This window comes from Sphingomonas paucimobilis NBRC 13935 (assembly GCF_000739895.2).
Lineage (GTDB): Bacteria > Pseudomonadota > Alphaproteobacteria > Sphingomonadales > Sphingomonadaceae > Sphingomonas > Sphingomonas paucimobilis.
Genome location: NZ_BBJS01000055.1, coordinates 1 through 15,858 on the forward strand (window position 1 = coordinate 1; position 15,858 = coordinate 15,858).

Annotated in this window: 17 protein-coding genes; 9 read left to right on the forward strand and 8 right to left on the reverse strand. The window is 64.4% G+C overall.

Annotation, left to right across the window (positions count from 1 at the left end; translation table 11 throughout):
* Positions 1 to 20 precede the first annotated feature (20 nt).
* The 3 genes from SP6_RS16780 to SP6_RS16790 all read left to right on the forward strand — a co-directional run bounded on the left by SP6_RS16780 (position 21) and on the right by SP6_RS16790 (position 2,700).
* Complete coding sequence (locus SP6_RS16780; RefSeq protein ID WP_007405276.1) at positions 21 to 950, forward strand: electron transfer flavoprotein subunit alpha/FixB family protein; 930 nt, start codon at positions 21 to 23, stop codon at positions 948 to 950.
* 254 nt (positions 951 to 1,204) lie between these two features.
* Entirely contained in the window at positions 1,205 to 1,483 is a 279-nt protein-coding gene (locus SP6_RS16785; RefSeq protein WP_007405260.1) for an acylphosphatase, read from the forward strand.
* Positions 1,477 to 2,700, forward strand: coding sequence for a dipeptidase (locus SP6_RS16790; protein WP_007405332.1), 1,224 nt, complete (start codon positions 1,477 to 1,479; stop codon positions 2,698 to 2,700). The genes SP6_RS16785 and SP6_RS16790 overlap by 7 nt, the downstream gene beginning before the upstream one ends.
* Here the strand turns inward: SP6_RS16790 and SP6_RS16795 are convergent.
* Positions 2,654 to 3,859, reverse strand: a complete 1,206-nt coding sequence (locus SP6_RS16795; protein ID WP_007405233.1) for an MFS transporter — start codon at positions 3,857 to 3,859, stop codon at positions 2,654 to 2,656. The genes SP6_RS16790 and SP6_RS16795 overlap by 47 nt on opposite strands.
* A 181-nt stretch (positions 3,860 to 4,040) precedes the next feature.
* Between SP6_RS16795 and SP6_RS16800 the strand changes: the two genes are divergently transcribed.
* Positions 4,041 to 4,958: a glycosyltransferase gene (locus SP6_RS16800; protein ID WP_082052544.1), complete on the forward strand. Its 918-nt coding sequence runs from the start codon at positions 4,041 to 4,043 to the stop codon at positions 4,956 to 4,958.
* Between the two features lie 294 nt (positions 4,959 to 5,252).
* Here SP6_RS16800 and SP6_RS16805 read toward each other — a convergent pair whose 3' ends face one another.
* Entirely contained in the window at positions 5,253 to 6,047 is a 795-nt protein-coding gene (locus SP6_RS16805; RefSeq protein ID WP_128130682.1) for a hypothetical protein, read from the reverse strand.
* Positions 6,048 to 6,142: 95 nt separating this feature from the next.
* Between SP6_RS16805 and SP6_RS20520 the strand changes: the two genes are divergently transcribed.
* The 4 genes from SP6_RS20520 (at position 6,143) to SP6_RS16825 (ending at position 10,126) form a co-directional block, all read left to right on the forward strand.
* The gene (locus tag SP6_RS20520; protein WP_197913063.1) at positions 6,143 to 6,418 is read left to right on the forward strand and encodes a hypothetical protein; all 276 of its coding nucleotides are present in this window, start codon (positions 6,143 to 6,145) and stop codon (positions 6,416 to 6,418) included.
* A gap of 237 nt (positions 6,419 to 6,655) precedes the next feature.
* On the forward strand, positions 6,656 to 8,209 hold the full coding sequence (locus SP6_RS20170; protein ID WP_167541262.1) for a tyrosine-type recombinase/integrase: 1,554 nt from the start codon (positions 6,656 to 6,658) through the stop codon (positions 8,207 to 8,209).
* Positions 8,206 to 9,123 carry a tyrosine-type recombinase/integrase gene (locus SP6_RS16820; RefSeq protein ID WP_045078429.1) on the forward strand — a complete coding sequence of 306 codons (918 nt, stop codon included), beginning with the start codon at positions 8,206 to 8,208 and terminating at the stop codon, positions 9,121 to 9,123. Before SP6_RS20170 ends, SP6_RS16820 begins: the two co-directional genes overlap by 4 nt.
* Positions 9,101 to 10,126 carry a tyrosine-type recombinase/integrase gene (locus SP6_RS16825; protein ID WP_042469376.1) on the forward strand — a complete coding sequence of 342 codons (1,026 nt, stop codon included), beginning with the start codon at positions 9,101 to 9,103 and terminating at the stop codon, positions 10,124 to 10,126. The genes SP6_RS16820 and SP6_RS16825 overlap by 23 nt, the downstream gene beginning before the upstream one ends.
* A gap of 662 nt (positions 10,127 to 10,788) precedes the next feature.
* On the opposite strand, the gene SP6_RS16830 is transcribed toward SP6_RS16825, so the two are convergent.
* The 3 genes from SP6_RS16830 to SP6_RS21290 are packed head-to-tail and all read right to left on the reverse strand — an operon-like array spanning position 10,789 to position 12,328.
* Entirely contained in the window at positions 10,789 to 11,517 is a 729-nt protein-coding gene (locus SP6_RS16830; protein WP_042469377.1) for a Crp/Fnr family transcriptional regulator, read from the reverse strand.
* The gene (locus tag SP6_RS16835; protein ID WP_042469378.1) at positions 11,514 to 12,152 is read right to left on the reverse strand and encodes a sensor histidine kinase; all 639 of its coding nucleotides are present in this window, start codon (positions 12,150 to 12,152) and stop codon (positions 11,514 to 11,516) included. Before SP6_RS16835 ends, SP6_RS16830 begins: the two co-directional genes overlap by 4 nt.
* An 8-nt stretch (positions 12,153 to 12,160) precedes the next feature.
* A complete protein-coding gene (locus SP6_RS21290; RefSeq protein ID WP_167541263.1) occupies positions 12,161 to 12,328 on the reverse strand; it encodes a hypothetical protein in 168 nt (55 codons plus the stop codon).
* A gap of 320 nt (positions 12,329 to 12,648) precedes the next feature.
* Here SP6_RS21290 and SP6_RS16840 point away from each other — a divergent pair, with 320 nt between their 5' ends.
* Positions 12,649 to 13,398 (forward strand): Crp/Fnr family transcriptional regulator, encoded by a 750-nt coding sequence (locus tag SP6_RS16840; RefSeq protein WP_042469379.1) that lies wholly within the window; start codon positions 12,649 to 12,651, stop codon positions 13,396 to 13,398.
* On the opposite strand, the gene SP6_RS16845 is transcribed toward SP6_RS16840, so the two are convergent.
* The 3 genes from SP6_RS16845 to SP6_RS16855 all read right to left on the reverse strand — a co-directional run bounded on the left by SP6_RS16845 (position 13,376) and on the right by SP6_RS16855 (position 15,820).
* Positions 13,376 to 13,726 carry a response regulator gene (locus SP6_RS16845; protein ID WP_042469380.1) on the reverse strand — a complete coding sequence of 117 codons (351 nt, stop codon included), beginning with the start codon at positions 13,724 to 13,726 and terminating at the stop codon, positions 13,376 to 13,378. The genes SP6_RS16840 and SP6_RS16845 overlap by 23 nt on opposite strands.
* 319 nt (positions 13,727 to 14,045) lie before the next feature.
* Positions 14,046 to 14,339 (reverse strand): hypothetical protein, encoded by a 294-nt coding sequence (locus SP6_RS16850; RefSeq protein WP_042469381.1) that lies wholly within the window; start codon positions 14,337 to 14,339, stop codon positions 14,046 to 14,048.
* Positions 14,340 to 14,353: 14 nt separating this feature from the next.
* Positions 14,354 to 15,820 (reverse strand): OprO/OprP family phosphate-selective porin, encoded by a 1,467-nt coding sequence (locus SP6_RS16855; protein WP_042469382.1) that lies wholly within the window; start codon positions 15,818 to 15,820, stop codon positions 14,354 to 14,356.
* Positions 15,821 to 15,858: the final 38 nt, after the last annotated feature.

The following is a 15,858-nucleotide window of genomic DNA, read 5'->3' on the forward strand; positions in this document are numbered from 1 at the left end:
AAAGCACTGGGAGTGGCCAAGTGAAGACGCTGGTATGGGTCGAGCATGACGGCGGGTCCGTCAAGGATGCCACGCTGGCGACCGTCACGGCGGCGGCCAAGCTGGGCGAGGTGCACCTGATCGTCGCGGGGCAGGGCGTGGGCGACGTGGCGCAGGCCGCCGCCAAGATAGCGGGCGTCGGCAAGGTCCATGTCGCCGACGATGCGGCCTATGCCAATGCGCTGGCGGAAAACGTCGCGCCGCTGATCGCCGAGCTGATGGGCCATCACGACGCGTTCCTGGCGCCGTCGACCACCACCGGCAAGAACATCGCCCCGCGTGTCGCGGCCCTCATCGACGTGATGCAGATCAGCGACATATTGTCGGTCGAGGGACCGGACAGCTTCACCCGGCCGATCTATGCGGGCAACGCGATCGCCACCGTGAAGACCAGCGACACCAAGCTGGTCCTGACCGTCCGCACCACCGCCTTCGAGAAGGCGGCGGCCGAGGGTGGTTCGGGCACCATCGAGGCGGTCGCCGCCACCGGCGACGCCGCCAAGTCCCGCTTCGTCGGCGCGGAAAAGGCCGAGAATGCCCGGCCCGAACTCACCAGCGCCAAGATCATCGTCTCGGGCGGTCGTGCGCTGGGGTCGGAAGAGCAGTTCCACGCGCTGATCGACCCGCTCGCCGACAAGCTGGGCGCCGCCGTTGGTGCCTCCCGCGCGGCGGTTGATGCGGGCTATGCCCCCAACGACTATCAGGTCGGGCAGACCGGCAAGATCGTCGCTCCGGAAGTCTATGTCGCGGTTGGCATCTCGGGCGCGATTCAGCATCTGGCGGGGATGAAGGACTCCAAGGTCATCGTCGCGATCAACAAGGATGAGGACGCCCCCATCTTCCAGGTCGCCGATATCGGCCTGGTCGGCGACCTGTTCACCGTCGTGCCGGAGTTGACCGACAAGGTCTAAGGCTCGTTCGCGCAGAGGCGCGGAGGACGCAGAGAAGATTCCGTCTCCTCCGCGATCTTTGCGCATCCGCGCGAACCAAAAATCCTCCCCGGCACGGGGAGGTGGCAGCGCGCAGCGCTGACGGAGGGGGGCTTCCACACAGGGTATCCCTTGCGGCACGCTCCCTCCACCGCCGCTTCGCGGCGGTCCCCCTCCCCGTGCCGGGGAGGAATAGGAACTTCCCTTTCCTGCCCACCCGCGCGACAGTCGCGAGCATGATCGGCCGTCATCTTCGCATCACCGGGCGCGTGCAGGGCGTCGGGTATCGTTACTGGTTCCTTGGCCACGCCGAGGCTCTGGGGCTGACCGGCTGGGTGCGCAATCGCGCGGACGGTTCGGTAGAGGCGGTTGTCCAGGGGGCCGACGATGCGGTGGTGCAGATCATCGCCGAGGCGGGATCGGGGCCACCCAACGCCCGAGTCGATCAAGTAGAAGCCACCGAGCAGCCGATCGACACCACCCTCACCCGCTTCGAGCAGCGACTGACATGCTGATCGCGCTCCTGCTCGCCCAGGCGGCCGATCCAGCCATCACGCGCCGAATCGAATCGGTCCTCGCCCGTGCGCCGATCGTCGACGGGCATAACGACCTCCCCTGGGAGCTACGCGACACCGACGTCCCGCCCGAGTCCCCCTCACTTGCCACCGACACCACCACCCTGCCCTATCCGCTCCAGACCGACCTTCTGCGGCTGAGACGCGGCGGTGTTGGCGGGCAATTCTGGTCGGTGTGGATTCCCGCCGACGTCACCGGCCCGCGCGCGGTAGAGATGACTCTGGAGCAGATCGACCGCGTCCATCGGCTGGTCGCCGCGCATCCCGACCGACTCGCCATGGCCCGAACCGCCGATGATGTTCGCCGGATCGTGCGCTCCGGCAGGGTCGCCTCGCTGATCGGGGTCGAGGGCGGGCATCAGATCGACGGGCGGCTGTCGATGCTGCGCCAGTATAGGGCGCTGGGCGCCGCCTATCTGACGCTGACCCATGGCCGCAGCCTGGCCTGGGCCGACTCCTCGACCGACGCTCCCATCGCGAACGGCCTCAGCCCCTTTGGCCGCGCCGTCGTCGCCGAGATGAACCGCATCGGCATGATGATCGATGTCGCGCATGTCTCCGATACGACGATGGCGGCGGCGCTGGATACCAGTCGGGCACCAGTCATCGCCTCGCACTCCGACGCGCGAGCGCTGGCGGATGCGCCGCGCAACATTCCCGATGCGCTGCTCCGCCGGATCGGGGCGGCGGGGGGCGTCGTGATGGTGAATGTCTATCCCGCCTTCCTGTCGAGCGACTGGCGGGCCTGGGATTCGAAGCGCACGGCCTATGCGAAATTGGTCGGGGTGGCAGCCAATGTCTATGGCCCACGCAGTCCTGCACCGCTGATCGCCTGGGATGTGGCAAACCCCGCCCCGCGCGTGACGCCGGCAATGGTCGCCGACCATATCGAGCATATCGCGCAAGTGGCCGGGCGCGGCGCGGTGGGCTTTGGCGGCGATTATGACGGGATCAACGGCACCGGCCCGGAGGGGATGGCGGGCGTCGACGGCTATCCGCTGGTGCTGGCCGAACTCGTCCGGCGCGGGTGGAGCGATGCGGACCTCGCAAACCTCACCAACGGCAATATCCTGCGCGTGATGGCGAAGGTCGAAGCCGTCGCGAAACGCCTCAGTGCGACAGCACCGGACGATTCGATCGATCCGCTGGCACGCTGACCTCCCCGCGCGCCACCCGCATTGCGATCAGCCAGATGGCAAAGCCGCCCAGCGCCAGCCCACAGCCGACATAGCCGGTCGAGGTCCAGCCGAGCCCGTTGGCGATCGCCAGACCGCCCGCCCAGGGGCCGATGGCATTGGCCGTGTTGAACGCCGAATGGTTGAGCGCGGCGGCCAGCCCCTGCCCCTCACCCGCCACGTCCATGAGCCGCGTCTGGAGCACGGTGCCCAGCGCCCCGCCCAAGCCGATGGCAAAGACATTAGGCAGGATCGTCCACATGCTCCCGGCCGCCAGCGGATAGAGTGCCAGCATCGCCGCCGACCAGAGCAGCAGGCCCCCGGCAGTCGGCATCAATGCCCGGTCGGCAAAGCGCGGCACGACGATATTGCCGATCGTCATGCCCAGCCCGAACACGGCCAGGACCAGCGGGATCAGATGCTCGGACACGCCGGTCACCTCGGTCAGCGTCGCGGCGAGATAGGTGTAGACCGCGAACATGCCGCCAAAGCCGATCGCGCCGATCGCCAGCGTCAGCCAGACCTGCCCCCGGCTCAGGGCCGCCAGCTCGCGTCGGACGCTGGCACCCTCATCGGGCCGGTCATGCGGTGCGGCGATCGCGACCAGGGTCGTGGTCAGCAACGCCAGCCCCGCAACCACGCCGAACACCCAACGCCAGTTGAGCCACTGGCCCAGCATCTGCGCCAACGGCACGCCGATCACGGTCGCCACCGTCAACCCGAGCATGACCCGCCCGACCGCAACCGTCCGGCGCTCATCGGGGACCAGCGAGGCGGCGACCAAGGCCGCGATCCCGAAATAGGCGCCGTGCGGCAGGCCGCTCAGGAAACGGAATACCAGCATCCAGTGATAGTTGGGGGCCATCGCCGACAATCCGTTGCCCAGCGCGAACATCAGCATTAGCGCGATCAGCAGCGTCCGCCGCGCCAGCTTGGCCGACAGCACCGCCAGCATCGGCGCGCCCACCACGACGCCCAGCGCATAGGCGCTGATGACATGCCCCGCGGTCGGCGCATCGATGCCCAGCCCGCGCGCGAGATCGGGCTCCAGGCTCATCGCGGCGAATTCGGTCGTGCCGATCGCAAAGCCACCAACGGCCAGCGCGGCATGAACGACGCCCGGGGAAAATGTCTTGGCCACAGATAGTCCTTTCGGACATAATATGTTGCACCGCAGCACCGATCGCAACCATCCGCGCCTATTGATTCCTCAAGACAATATTGCGGTTGCCGCCGCTGTTTCAAATTGACCCTCAGAATCCCGTTGAATCCGGGCTCGCCCCCCATCAGACCGGATGGGTCGGCGAGGGGGAGCAAGCCGGATGGACGGGATCATCGGGGGGATCGATGTCGTCGTGCGCGAACTGTCGTTGTTCGCGGCGGCCGGGTTGCTGATCGGCGGGCTCGACGATCTGCTCGTCGACCTATTCTATCTGGTGCGACGTCTTGGCCGGGGCCGCACGCCGCCGATTCGCAGTGATGCTCTGCCGTGTCCCACCCAGACCGGACGGATGATCGTCTTCATCCCGGCGTGGGACGAGTCGGCGGTCATCGGCGAGATGCTGTCGGCCGCGCTCGGGCGGATCGATCATGCCGATTACCGCCTCTATGTCGGGCTCTACCCCAACGACTCCGCAACCATCGCCGCCGCCGCCGAAGTGGCCGAGCGCGATGACCGGGTGAGGCTGGTCATCGGATCAAAGGCGGGGCCGACGACCAAGGCGGACTGCCTGAATACCCTGTGGCATGCATTGGCCCGTGACCGGGCGGCGGAGGGATTCGCGGTGAAGGCGATCGTGCTCCACGATGCCGAGGATGTGGTGCATCCCGCCGAACTGACCGTCTTCGATTCGCTGATCGAGGGGCGTGCGGTGGTGCAGATCCCCGTGCTGCCGCTAGTCGTGCCGGGATCGCGGCTGGTGTCGGGCCATTACGCCGACGAATTTGCCGAGAGTCACCACAAGCAGCTGGTCGTCCGCACCTGGATCGGGGCGGGGATGCCGCTGGCGGGGACCGGCTGCGCGATCGCGCCCACCATGCTGGCGGCGATCGCGGCGGCGCGAGGCGGCGACCCGTTCGATGCGACCAGCCTGACCGAGGATTACGAATTACGCCGAGTTCGGAATAACTCGTCTTATGCTGAGTCTCAAATTAGCCAGACTGTTCCGAAGGAGGTGCGGTCAATAGCGCTGCCGCTGAGTATACCACTCGGCATAACGATTTCGTGGGCCTACGCTTGACTGGCGGCCTTGAGTAGAATTCGGGTTGGCTCACTTGCAATTTGCTTCACCGCCGGGCTTTACCCCGCCACCTCTCCTGCTCGTCTGTCATTCTTGGGCTGGTAACGCCGTACACGACGCTCGTGCTTCCATTCGCCAAACCGGCGAAATGTCCCGTTCTGCATGTGTAGGTAAGGGGGGATTAAGTACGGGCGCGCATGCACTACTAGTGCGCTAGTCTTGATGATCATCAACCAGGATCAGGTGTGCCGCTGCTACCATAAGGAAGGGGACATTGTGAGCCTCAAGCTGCAATCAGCGGTTTGGACCGCTTGCCGCCGCAGAGTAGGCGCACACAGTGAAGGTAGCGCACATCATCATGGCGGCGATGCGCGAGAAATGGTCGGGCGTTAGCGCGCTGATTGCAAGGAACACCAGGCCTGCCGCGGCGTGCTTCCATTGCGAACTTAGTTGGGCGACGAGGTGGCCGCCATTTTGGCGGTTCGCCGGGTCTAAGCCGGCTTGAGCGTAAGCAGGGGGGCTCAACAGCCCTCGTACCCGTCTTTCTTCTACGTCAGCCTGCCAAACACGCAGTCGATCGGTGAGAAAGGCCGAGAATGCATCCGCTTCCTGCGTCAGCTCGATGATGAAACGAACCTGCGGCATCACCGTCTCAACCCCCGCCACTGCGGAGGCGAACGCGTCGTGCCTCCCTTCTGCCTTTGCCAGTTCCACCCACATCAGCAGCGCTTCTAGGTCTGCAAATGTGCTCGCGGTGGGGCTCACCTGCATGACATCGAATGCGTCTAGACCCAGTCGTTCACGAAGGACGGAGGCTCGAAGCGGCACCCCCTTCAGAATCGCCCAGACGAGACTCCGGAACAACGCGGCGGTGCCCGGCACCACCTCATCCATTTGGTCAATGACGCCGCCCGGATGATCGCGGGGGACGTGTATGCCCTTCTCGTACTCTTTGAAGAGTGGGTGTTGGGCGGGCCGATTGGTTGGCCGAGAACCCGTTCTGCCGATGCGCGACATCGAGTGCCAGTATGTCACTGTCACCCTGATCTTCACTTTGTCGATCGGATCCTGTCGTCGACCGTCGACCACCACGCCTCCCACAAAACGATAAATCTATTTTGCCAGTGTATTCTCGAGCCCGAATTACGCAACTGGTCGTGATCACGGGCTGAGGAGGTACTCTGGTGACCGACTTCGAAGATGCCGAATCGCTGACCCCAGATCGGGCTGAGGTACGCAACACTATGCTCGCGGCCTTCGGACCTGTGCTGAAAGGCAGCGAACTCGTCCGCGCGCTGGGATTCGACAGCATAGAGGCACTTCGCCAAGCTAGACGGCAAAAGCGCGTCGGCGTGCCAGTCTTCTTGGCGCCCGCGCGCAGAGGCCTGTTCGCCTATACCTGCGACGTGGCTGACTGGCTGCACGACCTTCGCACCCGAGCGAAAGGAGGCGAGCCATGACCTGACGACCAACCTTCACCCACCGAGAATGCAGCGAGCCCCAAAGCGCTCCAACGCCTGGGGCTCGTGAAGATACTCTCTCAACCGAGATCTAATCTTCGGCATTTTGATTTCTTTGTCAATCGCGGACGGCGCTCCGGTGCCGCCCATCGATGCACCGTGCCGGGAAAACACATTATGTCCCCTTACTCGCGAATCGACAGTAACAAGAATGGCTTCGAGTCGGCGGTCCGTCTCATGAAAAGCCTTGCCGCCATCGATGCGTCAACACCCCCGCCGCTGCCTATTACGTCCGAGCCGTTCCTCCGCCGCTTTCTGAACGCAACCCGATGCTCAGGCTCGCTCCTCGATATCAGGCCGGCCGTGAACCGCTTCGCGCTATGGCTCGGCGAGGACCCTGCGGCCGTGCTCGCGGCCGACGCCGACACGCTGGACCGATATCGCGTAGACGTCCTCGGTCTGCCTGCCGACGTAGCGCACGTTGCTGACTATCGCACGCGGGCCATTGGCAATCTAGCCCGGTTGCTGCTGTACCTCCAGTATCAAGGCCTCCGCCCGTCATTCGGCTGGGGCGGCGAGGATGCGGATCTCTGCATCCGCTTCCATACCGCGTTGCTCGCCCACGGCCTGACTCGTTTTAACGCGAACAGGCATGGCCTGCATGGCGCACATCTTATCATCTGGGCTCGCCTTCATGGCATCAAGCCGACGGAGTTGGGTGAGGATACGATCACCCGCTTTGCCACTCATCGCTGTCACTGCGGACTCGTCAACGCTAGCAGAATTATCAACCCGAACCTGCGGCAGATGCGGCGCAGGGCGGCGGTCCGCCTCCTAAGGTTCATGGACGGTGCCGATCCCCTCGTGGTGGACCGCGCCGTCGTCCGTGCGGATCGGGCGCTGCGCAAGCCTGCCGCCGAGAGCGTCGCCGCCTACCGCAATTGGCTCATCAGGCATCGCGGCCTAGCGACGTCGACGGTCGAGACGTACATGAACGAACTCCTCGAATGGCAGGCCGTGCTCGGCGAGGATGCCGGCATGTACACCGCGGCCCGAGTTCGTGCCTTGGCCAGGCAACGGTTGGAGGGCCGATCCCCGACTGTGCAGAGCCGCTTCATCACGGTGATCAGGAGTTACCTACGGTTCAGGGCGGGACGAGGCGATTGTGCACCGACACTCGCCGACGCCTTGATCTCGCGGCCCACCTACAGCCTGGGCACCGTGCCGCGCAGCCTTCCCTTCGAGACGCTCAGGGCGGTGATCGCCGGGTGCGACCCGGACAGCGCTGCAGGAATCCGCGACAGGGCGGTGCTAACCTTACTTCTCGAGACCGGCATGCGGGGCATCGAGGTGGCCAGGCTCCGACTCCAGGACCTTGATTGGGAGCGGGCCGTGATCACCGTAAGGGGCAAGGGAGGTCGAGCCTCGATTATGCCGCTGACGCAGGACAGCGGCGACGCCATCTTGGATTGGCTTGCGCGGGCGCGGCCAGCGACCGACGATGAGGCGCTGTTCGTGCGCATAAGGACCCCGTGCGTCGGGATCAGACCCCAGGGCGGGGTCGCCGACATCGTGTGTCGCGCATTGGCGAGAGCCGGACACATTCGCGTGGGAGGTTCGCACCTGTTCCGGCACAGCCTGGCAAGGAAACTCCTGAAGGAGGGCGTCGGATTGCCGGCGATCGCTGGCGTGCTCCGTCACCAGACCTTAGACACCGCCATGATCTACGCCAAGGTGGATGAGGCCGGCCTTAAAAGCGTCGCCCGTCCCTGGCCGGGAGCAGGGCGATGATCGCCGCCGTAGAGCGCTACCTCGAACTGCGCGCGGAGCTCGGCTATCAGGATAGCGACCTCAGGCGTGGGTTGCGGAGGTTTGCCGCGTTCGCCGCGGCGCGGGGAGCCGTCCACCTGCGCAACGAGGACGTCCTGGCCTGGATCGAGCCCATGGGGAGCGCCCATGTCCGGCGACGATGTGTTGACTGGGTCGGCAACCTGGGTGCGTTCCTGCGCGCCGAAGACGACACCCACGAGGCCCTGCCGCCACGCTACTCCTCCAGGCTGGGGTGTCGCGACCGCCTCATACCTTTCGTGTACAGCGTGGAGGAAATCCTCAGCGTGATGGAGGGATTCGCCTCGCTAGGTCTGTCGCATCCCTATGATGCGCTCACCTATCGCGTCATCATCGGGCTGATCGCGGCGACAGGCATGAGGGTAAGCGAGGCGCTCAACCTCCGCCTCACCGATGTTGATGGGACCAAGCTCTTCATCCGGCAGACCAAATTTAACAAGGATCGGCTACTCGTGGTGGACGAAACCACGATCCGTGCACTCGACGGGTATCTGGCCCTCAGGCCACGGGGGTTGAACGCGCCCAAGCTGTTCGTGATCTGGACGAACCGCACGCCCAGCCGGTTCCTGGTAGAGCAGGTATTTCGCCGGTGTACCAACCATCTCGGGATGAAAGGCAGAGACGGGAGCGGGCCGCCTCGCATCCACGACCTGCGGCACACCTTCGCGATCAACTCGCTGGCGGAGTGCGCCCACGACGAGGAGCGCGTCGCCAACCACATCGTGGCGCTGAGCACCTATCTCGGCCATGTAAGCGTCAGGGACACATACTGGTACCTTCGCCTCTTACCCGAGACCAAGCTCGCCATCGTTAATGCCATGGAGGAGATGCGTCATGCGCAACCGCACGCCAAGTGACGTGCCGACGCTCGTGTCGGGGTATCTCGACCAGCACCTTGTCCGCGACCGCGGACTGAGTCCGAGGACACAAGAGGTCTATGCGGACTCCCTGCTTCTCTTCCTACGATACACGTGCGAGGCGAAGGGCATGGTAGCCGACCGCCTACACTTCGCCGACTTGGACCCCGAAACCGTGCTCGCGTTCCTAGCCCATCTTGAGGAGCAGCGCGGCAACACAACACGCTCGCGCAATCTTCGCCTGTCTGCGCTTAAATCATTCTTCAACTATGCGGCGTTCAAGAACCCGGTGCTCCTCGATCAAGTCTCGAGGCTTAAGCTGATCCCGGGCAAGCGGTACAGCAAGGGCGTGATCTCCTACCTGACACTTGAGGAGGTGACGGCGATCTTAGACGCCCCCGATCCCCACACGCGCTTCGGATTACGGGATCGGGCCATGCTCCTTATCACCTACGCGTACGGCCTACGCGTGTCGGAGGCGCTGCAGCTTGGAACCGGCGACCTGTGGCTCGGGCGAAGCCCCAACATGACCATCCTAGGCAAAGGCGGCAAACGGGACCAGATGCCGCTCTTGCCCGGGCATGTCGATGTACTCAGGGCATGGCTCGACGCAAGGCCGACGACCTCGTCGCAAAACGTGTTCGTCAACAGAGGCGGTGGACGGTTGACTCGCGATGGCTTCGCATATGTCCTGAGCAGGTACGCTGGCATCGCCGCGCGCATGGTGCCCTCAATCGCGCGGAAGCGCGTAACCCCGCATGTCCTCCGGCACTCCTGCGCCATGGCCATCCTGAAGGCGACTAAGGACCCACGGAAGGCGGCACGTCAGCTTCGCCATGTGGGATTTCAGAGCATCGAGACGTACCTACACGCTGATCCGGAGGAGAAGCTGGAGACCATGACAGCCCACGCCGGACTGGGCATTAGGCCGGGCAGGTTTGATCAGCGGGCGCCTGGGATACTAGAACAGCTGCACTTGGCACGGAAGCGCAAAGCATCGTGATAGGATGGATGGCCCGCGCAATAATTTCCAAAGGGGCGTATGAGTGGGCCGCCGCCTTAGTACGGATCAGGAGGCCGAGTTGACGGCCAGCTGGGGCGGCGGGGGTTGGAGATTGAAGCGATCGACCATCGAGCGTTTCCTCGACGATCCTCAGCTTCTCAGGCGTACTCCAGTGACGGCGACGACCGCCGTCGGTGACGATCTTGGACCTGGACATAAGCCTATTCTCAGGGGATAGTCCCAAGTCTTCTTCTTAGGCTCAAATTCGTCCGGTCAAAACGGGGGCCAGCTCACGCGAATACGCGCGACCACAGGATCAACACGGGTAAAACAAGGAGCAGCAGGAACCAGAGAGCAAACATCCGGCTGCGCTGCCATGAGGTGAGAATGTCCGCAATTGAGCGGAAGCCGCCCTACCCTTCCGTCACGACGACCCAATCCCGGCCATTCACGCGCCGCTTTCGGCGGCCCGACACCTGCCGTTCGTTCATGTTATCGGATCGACCGCTTGAATTGGGGCCAGCATCATCGCGGAGCGACGGAGATTGCGAGCGTTTTTTCCCAGCAGCTGTCGGCACATTGAAATGAATAGCTGCCCTTTGGTGAAGGGATCTATCTCGCGTCACTTAGATGGCTTGCCTCGCCCAGCTCCCTTTCGGGCTTTAAGGCACTTCGGCATGCAGATACGCGCCGTCGAAGTCGCCGACCCTCCGCAGCGCCGCCAGGTCCGGCAAGGTGACCCGCCGGGCTTCGATCGCGACCAACCCATCCGCCCGAAGCTGCTTCAGGGTTCGATTAACGTGCACCGACGTAAGGCCGAGCGCGTCGGCCAGTTGCTCCTGGGTGACAGGCAGTTCGTAGCTGGGCGCGTCCCCGCGTGTGCCGCCGAGACGCACGGCCAGTTCGCACAACAGGTGCGCCAGCCGCTCGCGCGCTGACTGCCGGCCCAGTGACAGCGCCCATTCGCTCAGAACCGCATTCTCGACGATTGTGAACCAGGTGAACGCGCGGGCGATCGCGGGACGCTCGGCCGCGAGCGCTTGCACGCGCTCGCGCGGGAGCCCGATCGCAGCTCCCGCTGTCAGCGTCCTCACGCCAAAATTCACCTGAGGAAGCATGAAGGAGTCAAGATTGCACACGTCGCCGGGCACCACGAGCCCGGTAATCTGGCGGGCGCCATCTCGCGTCATCTTGTAACGGCACGCCCAGCCCTCGGTGACGACGAATATGGCGTCCGTGCGAACACCTTCGGACACCAGGCTGGCACCGCCCTTGAACTGACGTGGCGCTGTGGCGATTTCGACGAGTGCCTGCCGATCCTCGGCTGATAACAGCCGCGTCCTGACGAACGCCGTGCCTTGCAGGGCCGAACGGTGGCCATCGTTGGTCATGCCAGCACCTGCCTGTGTTCGCTCGAGACCCTGAGTTCGAAGAGCTTGGACGGTCCGGTCGGCGCGATCAGCAGGCCGTCGATGGACGCCATCAGTCGCTTGGCGAGACCGAGCCCCATTCCGCTACCGTCTGGCGCGGATGACTTCGGGAACGGCAGACCATCATCGTCGACGGTCACCATCACGTCGCCCTGAGCGCTGCGGCCAACTGTCACCGTGATGTGTCCGGAGGTGCCTTCCTCAAAGGCGTGCTTCATCGCATTCGTCATAAGCTCGTTGACGACCAGCGTGAGCGGGTTCAACCGCTCGGCGGGCAAGCGGCCCACAGGCTGTTCGACCCGGAACGTCACGAGGATCGAGCGCGCCTCAGCATGGGAGTGCAGCGCTTCGCACAGCTGGCCTAGCGCGGCCTCCAAGCTTGGTAACCCTCCGTTCAACATCGCAGCCCGCGCACTGGCGAGCACTGCGACCCGCTGGGCGGCGTCGCTCAACGCGGCGCGCGCCTCCTCGCTATGCACGCGACGGCTCTGCAGCGACAGCAAGCTCACGATCAGCTGCAGATCGTTGCTGCACCGGTGGTGCGTCTCTCGCAACAGCAGGTCACCGGTCGTTGCCGGCAGCCGGGGATCAGCCATCGCCGACCTCACTGCGTTCGGCCTTCGCTGGCGTCCTGCGTCGGTGCGGCAACGCGTCCCAGATACGCTTCAGCAAGCTGATAATGGGCGCGAACCGCACGTGGATCGCACGCCCGTTGCGCTTGCTCCAGCTCGGCTTCGGCGCGCCGATAATAGTAGGTCTGCTCGTCCGTCATGATCCGTGGCTCGCCTGAACGCTGATGTGTCCGGATTTTCTATGTAATCGCGGGGAGCGGCCACCCTCTGTTGGACGCGCCACATTCAGGATTGCGAAAGGTTAGGCGCCGCGCCGGTATTCAGCCCGAGTGCTCCTTTGCCCGGAGCCATGCTTCCCGGCACGTCGAGACTGGCGATTGTGCGGTACGCCACAAAAGCCGCGCCCAGGGGATCGTAAGCGGCGACATCGCTCCTATATCTGCCACATCGCTCGCCGACGATCAGGGCGCGAGCGGCTGAAGGACCATCGCGCTTTCGCCCCGAGCTACGGAGCGTGCGCGTGTCGCAACCCGCCGAACGTTACACGACGAACATCCTGCTCGACGCCCTGTCGGGCGACGATCTGGCGCTGCTCAAGCCGCATCTGAGGCGCGAGCAGCTGCACCGGGAACAGGTGCTGGTCGCGCTCGGCAAGCCAATCGAGACGGTCTGGTTTCCCGAAGGTGGCGTGACCTCGGTCGTGATGATGACAGCCGATCATGGCCGGACGGAAGTGGGCATCTTCGGGCGCGATGGCTTCGCTGGGGTGCCGCTTCTACTGGGCGCGGATACCTCGCCGCATGAGATCTTCGTCCAGGTGAATGGACATAGCGGTCTGAGGATCGAGGCGGCTGAGTTTCTGGCGGTGATGGATCGAAGCGCCACCCTGCGAACGATACTGCTGCGCTATGTCCAGACCTTCCTCGTCCAGACGGCCCAGAGCGCGGTGTCCAACGCGCATCAGCGCATCGAAGCACGGCTCGCGCGATGGCTGCTGATGTGCCACGACCGGCATGACAGCGACGAGATCCCGCTGACTCACGAATTCATGGCGATGATGATTGCCGCCGAGCGCTCCGGCGTGACGGTATCGCTGCACGTGCTGGAGGGCGCCGGCATGATCCGATCGACGCGCGGCCGCGTTCGCATTCTGGATCGGCACAAGCTCGAAGAACTGGCTGGCGATGGCTACGGGCAGCCTGAGGCCGAGTACCGGAAGCTGATCGGTCCGTTCGGCAAGGATGGCCCTAGATCGGCGCCGAGTTCCTGAACACGCCGAGCATGGCCGCGTTGTCAAAGAGCTTGGTCAGCACAATGGCCGAAGCACTACGAGGCTGACACTCCGTCGGGCTGCCGGTGATGAAGATGGCAGGGATGTCCCCAAGCTCGCACTGGATCGACGCGACAGCTGCTGGGCAGGTTCCTTCCTGCAGGCGTGCGTCGGACAGGATGATGTCAAGCCGTCGCTCACGCGCCGCCTCGACTGTCTGGCGCCCTATCGCGGCGACTTCTATCGACGTGGCCCCCGCATCCTCGGCCAGCCCCGCCAAGTGCTCCGCAATAATCCATTCGTCTTCGATAATAAGAACATAGCACATTGCGGAACGCCTACTCTCGAACCCTCCTCAACGGGCGCGCGCCCTTGGGCGGACCCGCCGAGCCTTCCCTTCGTCGAATTCAGGGGGTTCATGTCGCCTTAGGATCCATGCCTGTCTCTGCGGCACCGACCGGCTGCTGCTCGCCTAAGTCAGGGGCGACCGATCGCGGATGAAGGGCGGTAGGTATCGGCAAACTCGGCCATCGACCTGAACGACAGAACGTAGGGCACTAGCCGCCGGGCAGCCAGCGGTCGCGAGGACCCAACTTCCGGACATTGCAGCTACCACGAGCGCCTCTCAGAAGCGGACGTTCGTTCAGCTAGAGTCGAATTCGATCACGCTTGCACATATCCTGAATGGCAGAGGTAGTTTGCGCATTAGGCGGGCTGGAAGCGTTCAAGGATGCGCTTGTCGCCAGGTCGCGCGCCATGGTCGGCAGCGCGACGGTCAGCACCGTGCCGTCGAGCTGCTGCATGAACAGCGCGGAAGCTACGACGAGCGCGATCACGCGGTAGCCACGGGTATGCACCGGCTCTTCGGAACGGGGAGCGCCGCTGGTCACGGCCTCGACACCGGGGGCCAGGCCAAACTTCTCAAAGGCATCGCGTTCCATTCGTCATGAGATGGCTAGAAAGCGATCTGCGCACGACCGAGCAGGGTTTGGCCATGATCCGGGACCGGTCGCCCGGCGACCGGGTTGGCGACCGACCAATCGATCGCATTGAGCTGCAGGCGCACGAAGTTGTTCAGATACCAGTTCACCCCCAGCGTCAGGGCAGTACCGCGTCCTGCGGTCGGATTGTCGCTGTAATCCAGTTCCTCGTAGCGGGTGGCGAGCTCGACGGCGCCGCTACCGCCGGAGGTGAAGGGGCGAAGCACGCGAGGCCGACTCCACACGCCGCCCCGCGTCAGATAGGGCGGGGTTTCGCCGGTCAGGAACCAACCGCCCTGCACCGCCCAGGCCGTCTGCTTGGTCGAGGCCCCCGCGACATTGCGCAGCGTCCGCGCGCCGTATTCGGCATAGGCCCAGAATTGCTTGTGGAGGGTTCCGAGTTCGAACCCGTATCCATCACCCGACGCAGCGTTCGGGAAGGATCCCGCCGCGATGCGCAGATTGTCGTTGAAGAAGCCGCCCACCGCGATGCTGCGAGTGGGGCGGCTGGCGTCCGCAGCGATGCTCTCATTAAAGCCCCACACGCCCAGATGGACCAGCCAGTCCGCCGTCTTTACCGGGTTCCAGTGCGCGCGGGCGGCAATCGTCAGGCCGTCGCTCTGGGTGCCGGGGTTGCTTATGTCGTCGCCCGAGACCTGAACGCCGACATGCCAGCCATCGCCGTACACGCGTGCCGCGGCGCCCAATCCGAAGAAGCCGCGAACGGGGATGATGCCTTGCCCGACGAAGTTCCGCTCCATGAAGGGAACCGAGATCGTTCCGCTCGATCCGTCCAGTCCGCGATCGTTCAGCCGGTTGCCCAGTGCGAATTCCGCCTGCTGCCCCATGAACCGGGTGGTCCAGGCGACATAGGCCGATTTGATGGCCGGATCATTGTCGGCAAAATCCCCCTCGAGCAGATACGAGAGATGCTTGCCGATCGCGCCCTCGAATCCGATCCGCAATGATCGGGCCTGGGTCGCGACGATATTGCGCACAGGCAAGGCGCTGCCCGTCGTACCCGCCCAGTCAACCAGGATACGTCCGCGCGGCCTGAAAGAGAATTTCCCGTCGGCGCTGGTGAATTCGGGCGTACCCTTTGACCAGTCGACGTGCACCTCATCCTTGCGCGCCTGCTCGATCCTGGCAAGCCGGGCTTCCAGCGAAGGGGGATGCGACTCGGACGGAAGCGCTTGGCCTAGCGGGAGAGGGTCTCGTCGCGGTGCGACGGTCAACCTGGCGGAATTTGCGGGCAAGGCAGGTGGCGGCGGTGCAGCTGCCTGCCCTTCGACGGCAGCCAAACGCGCCTCCAGCCGTGCGATCTGCGCCTGCTGCTGCTCGACCAGCCGGGTCAGCCTGCCGATATCGTCCTGTCCCGTCTCTTCGGCTGCGACGGGCATGGCGGTGCACAGGCCCATGGCAAGCATGGCTCCTCGATACATGATGGCATCCTTTCCTGGGGTGGGCGTGCGGATCGCGG

Bases quoted from the DNA above. Each gene is read 5' to 3' on its own strand.
- SP6_RS20170 (WP_167541262.1), top strand. From the start codon at position 6,656: ATGAAAAGCCTTGCCGCCATCGATGCGTCAACACCCCCGCCGCTGCCT.
- SP6_RS16835 (WP_042469378.1), bottom strand. From the start codon at position 12,152: ATGGCTGATCCCCGGCTGCCGGCAACGACCGGTGACCTGCTGTTGCGA.
- SP6_RS16825 (WP_042469376.1), top strand. From the start codon at position 9,101: ATGCGCAACCGCACGCCAAGTGACGTGCCGACGCTCGTGTCGGGGTAT.
- SP6_RS21290 (WP_167541263.1), bottom strand. From the start codon at position 12,328: ATGACGGACGAGCAGACCTACTATTATCGGCGCGCCGAAGCCGAGCTG.
- SP6_RS16850 (WP_042469381.1), bottom strand. From the start codon at position 14,339: ATGGAACGCGATGCCTTTGAGAAGTTTGGCCTGGCCCCCGGTGTCGAG.
- SP6_RS16855 (WP_042469382.1), bottom strand. From the start codon at position 15,820: ATGTATCGAGGAGCCATGCTTGCCATGGGCCTGTGCACCGCCATGCCC.
- SP6_RS16845 (WP_042469380.1), bottom strand. From the start codon at position 13,726: ATGTGCTATGTTCTTATTATCGAAGACGAATGGATTATTGCGGAGCAC.
- SP6_RS16785 (WP_007405260.1), top strand. From the start codon at position 1,205: ATGATCGGCCGTCATCTTCGCATCACCGGGCGCGTGCAGGGCGTCGGG.
- SP6_RS16830 (WP_042469377.1), bottom strand. From the start codon at position 11,517: ATGACCAACGATGGCCACCGTTCGGCCCTGCAAGGCACGGCGTTCGTC.
- SP6_RS16790 (WP_007405332.1), top strand. From the start codon at position 1,477: ATGCTGATCGCGCTCCTGCTCGCCCAGGCGGCCGATCCAGCCATCACG.
- SP6_RS16800 (WP_082052544.1), top strand. From the start codon at position 4,041: ATGGACGGGATCATCGGGGGGATCGATGTCGTCGTGCGCGAACTGTCG.
- SP6_RS16820 (WP_045078429.1), top strand. From the start codon at position 8,206: ATGATCGCCGCCGTAGAGCGCTACCTCGAACTGCGCGCGGAGCTCGGC.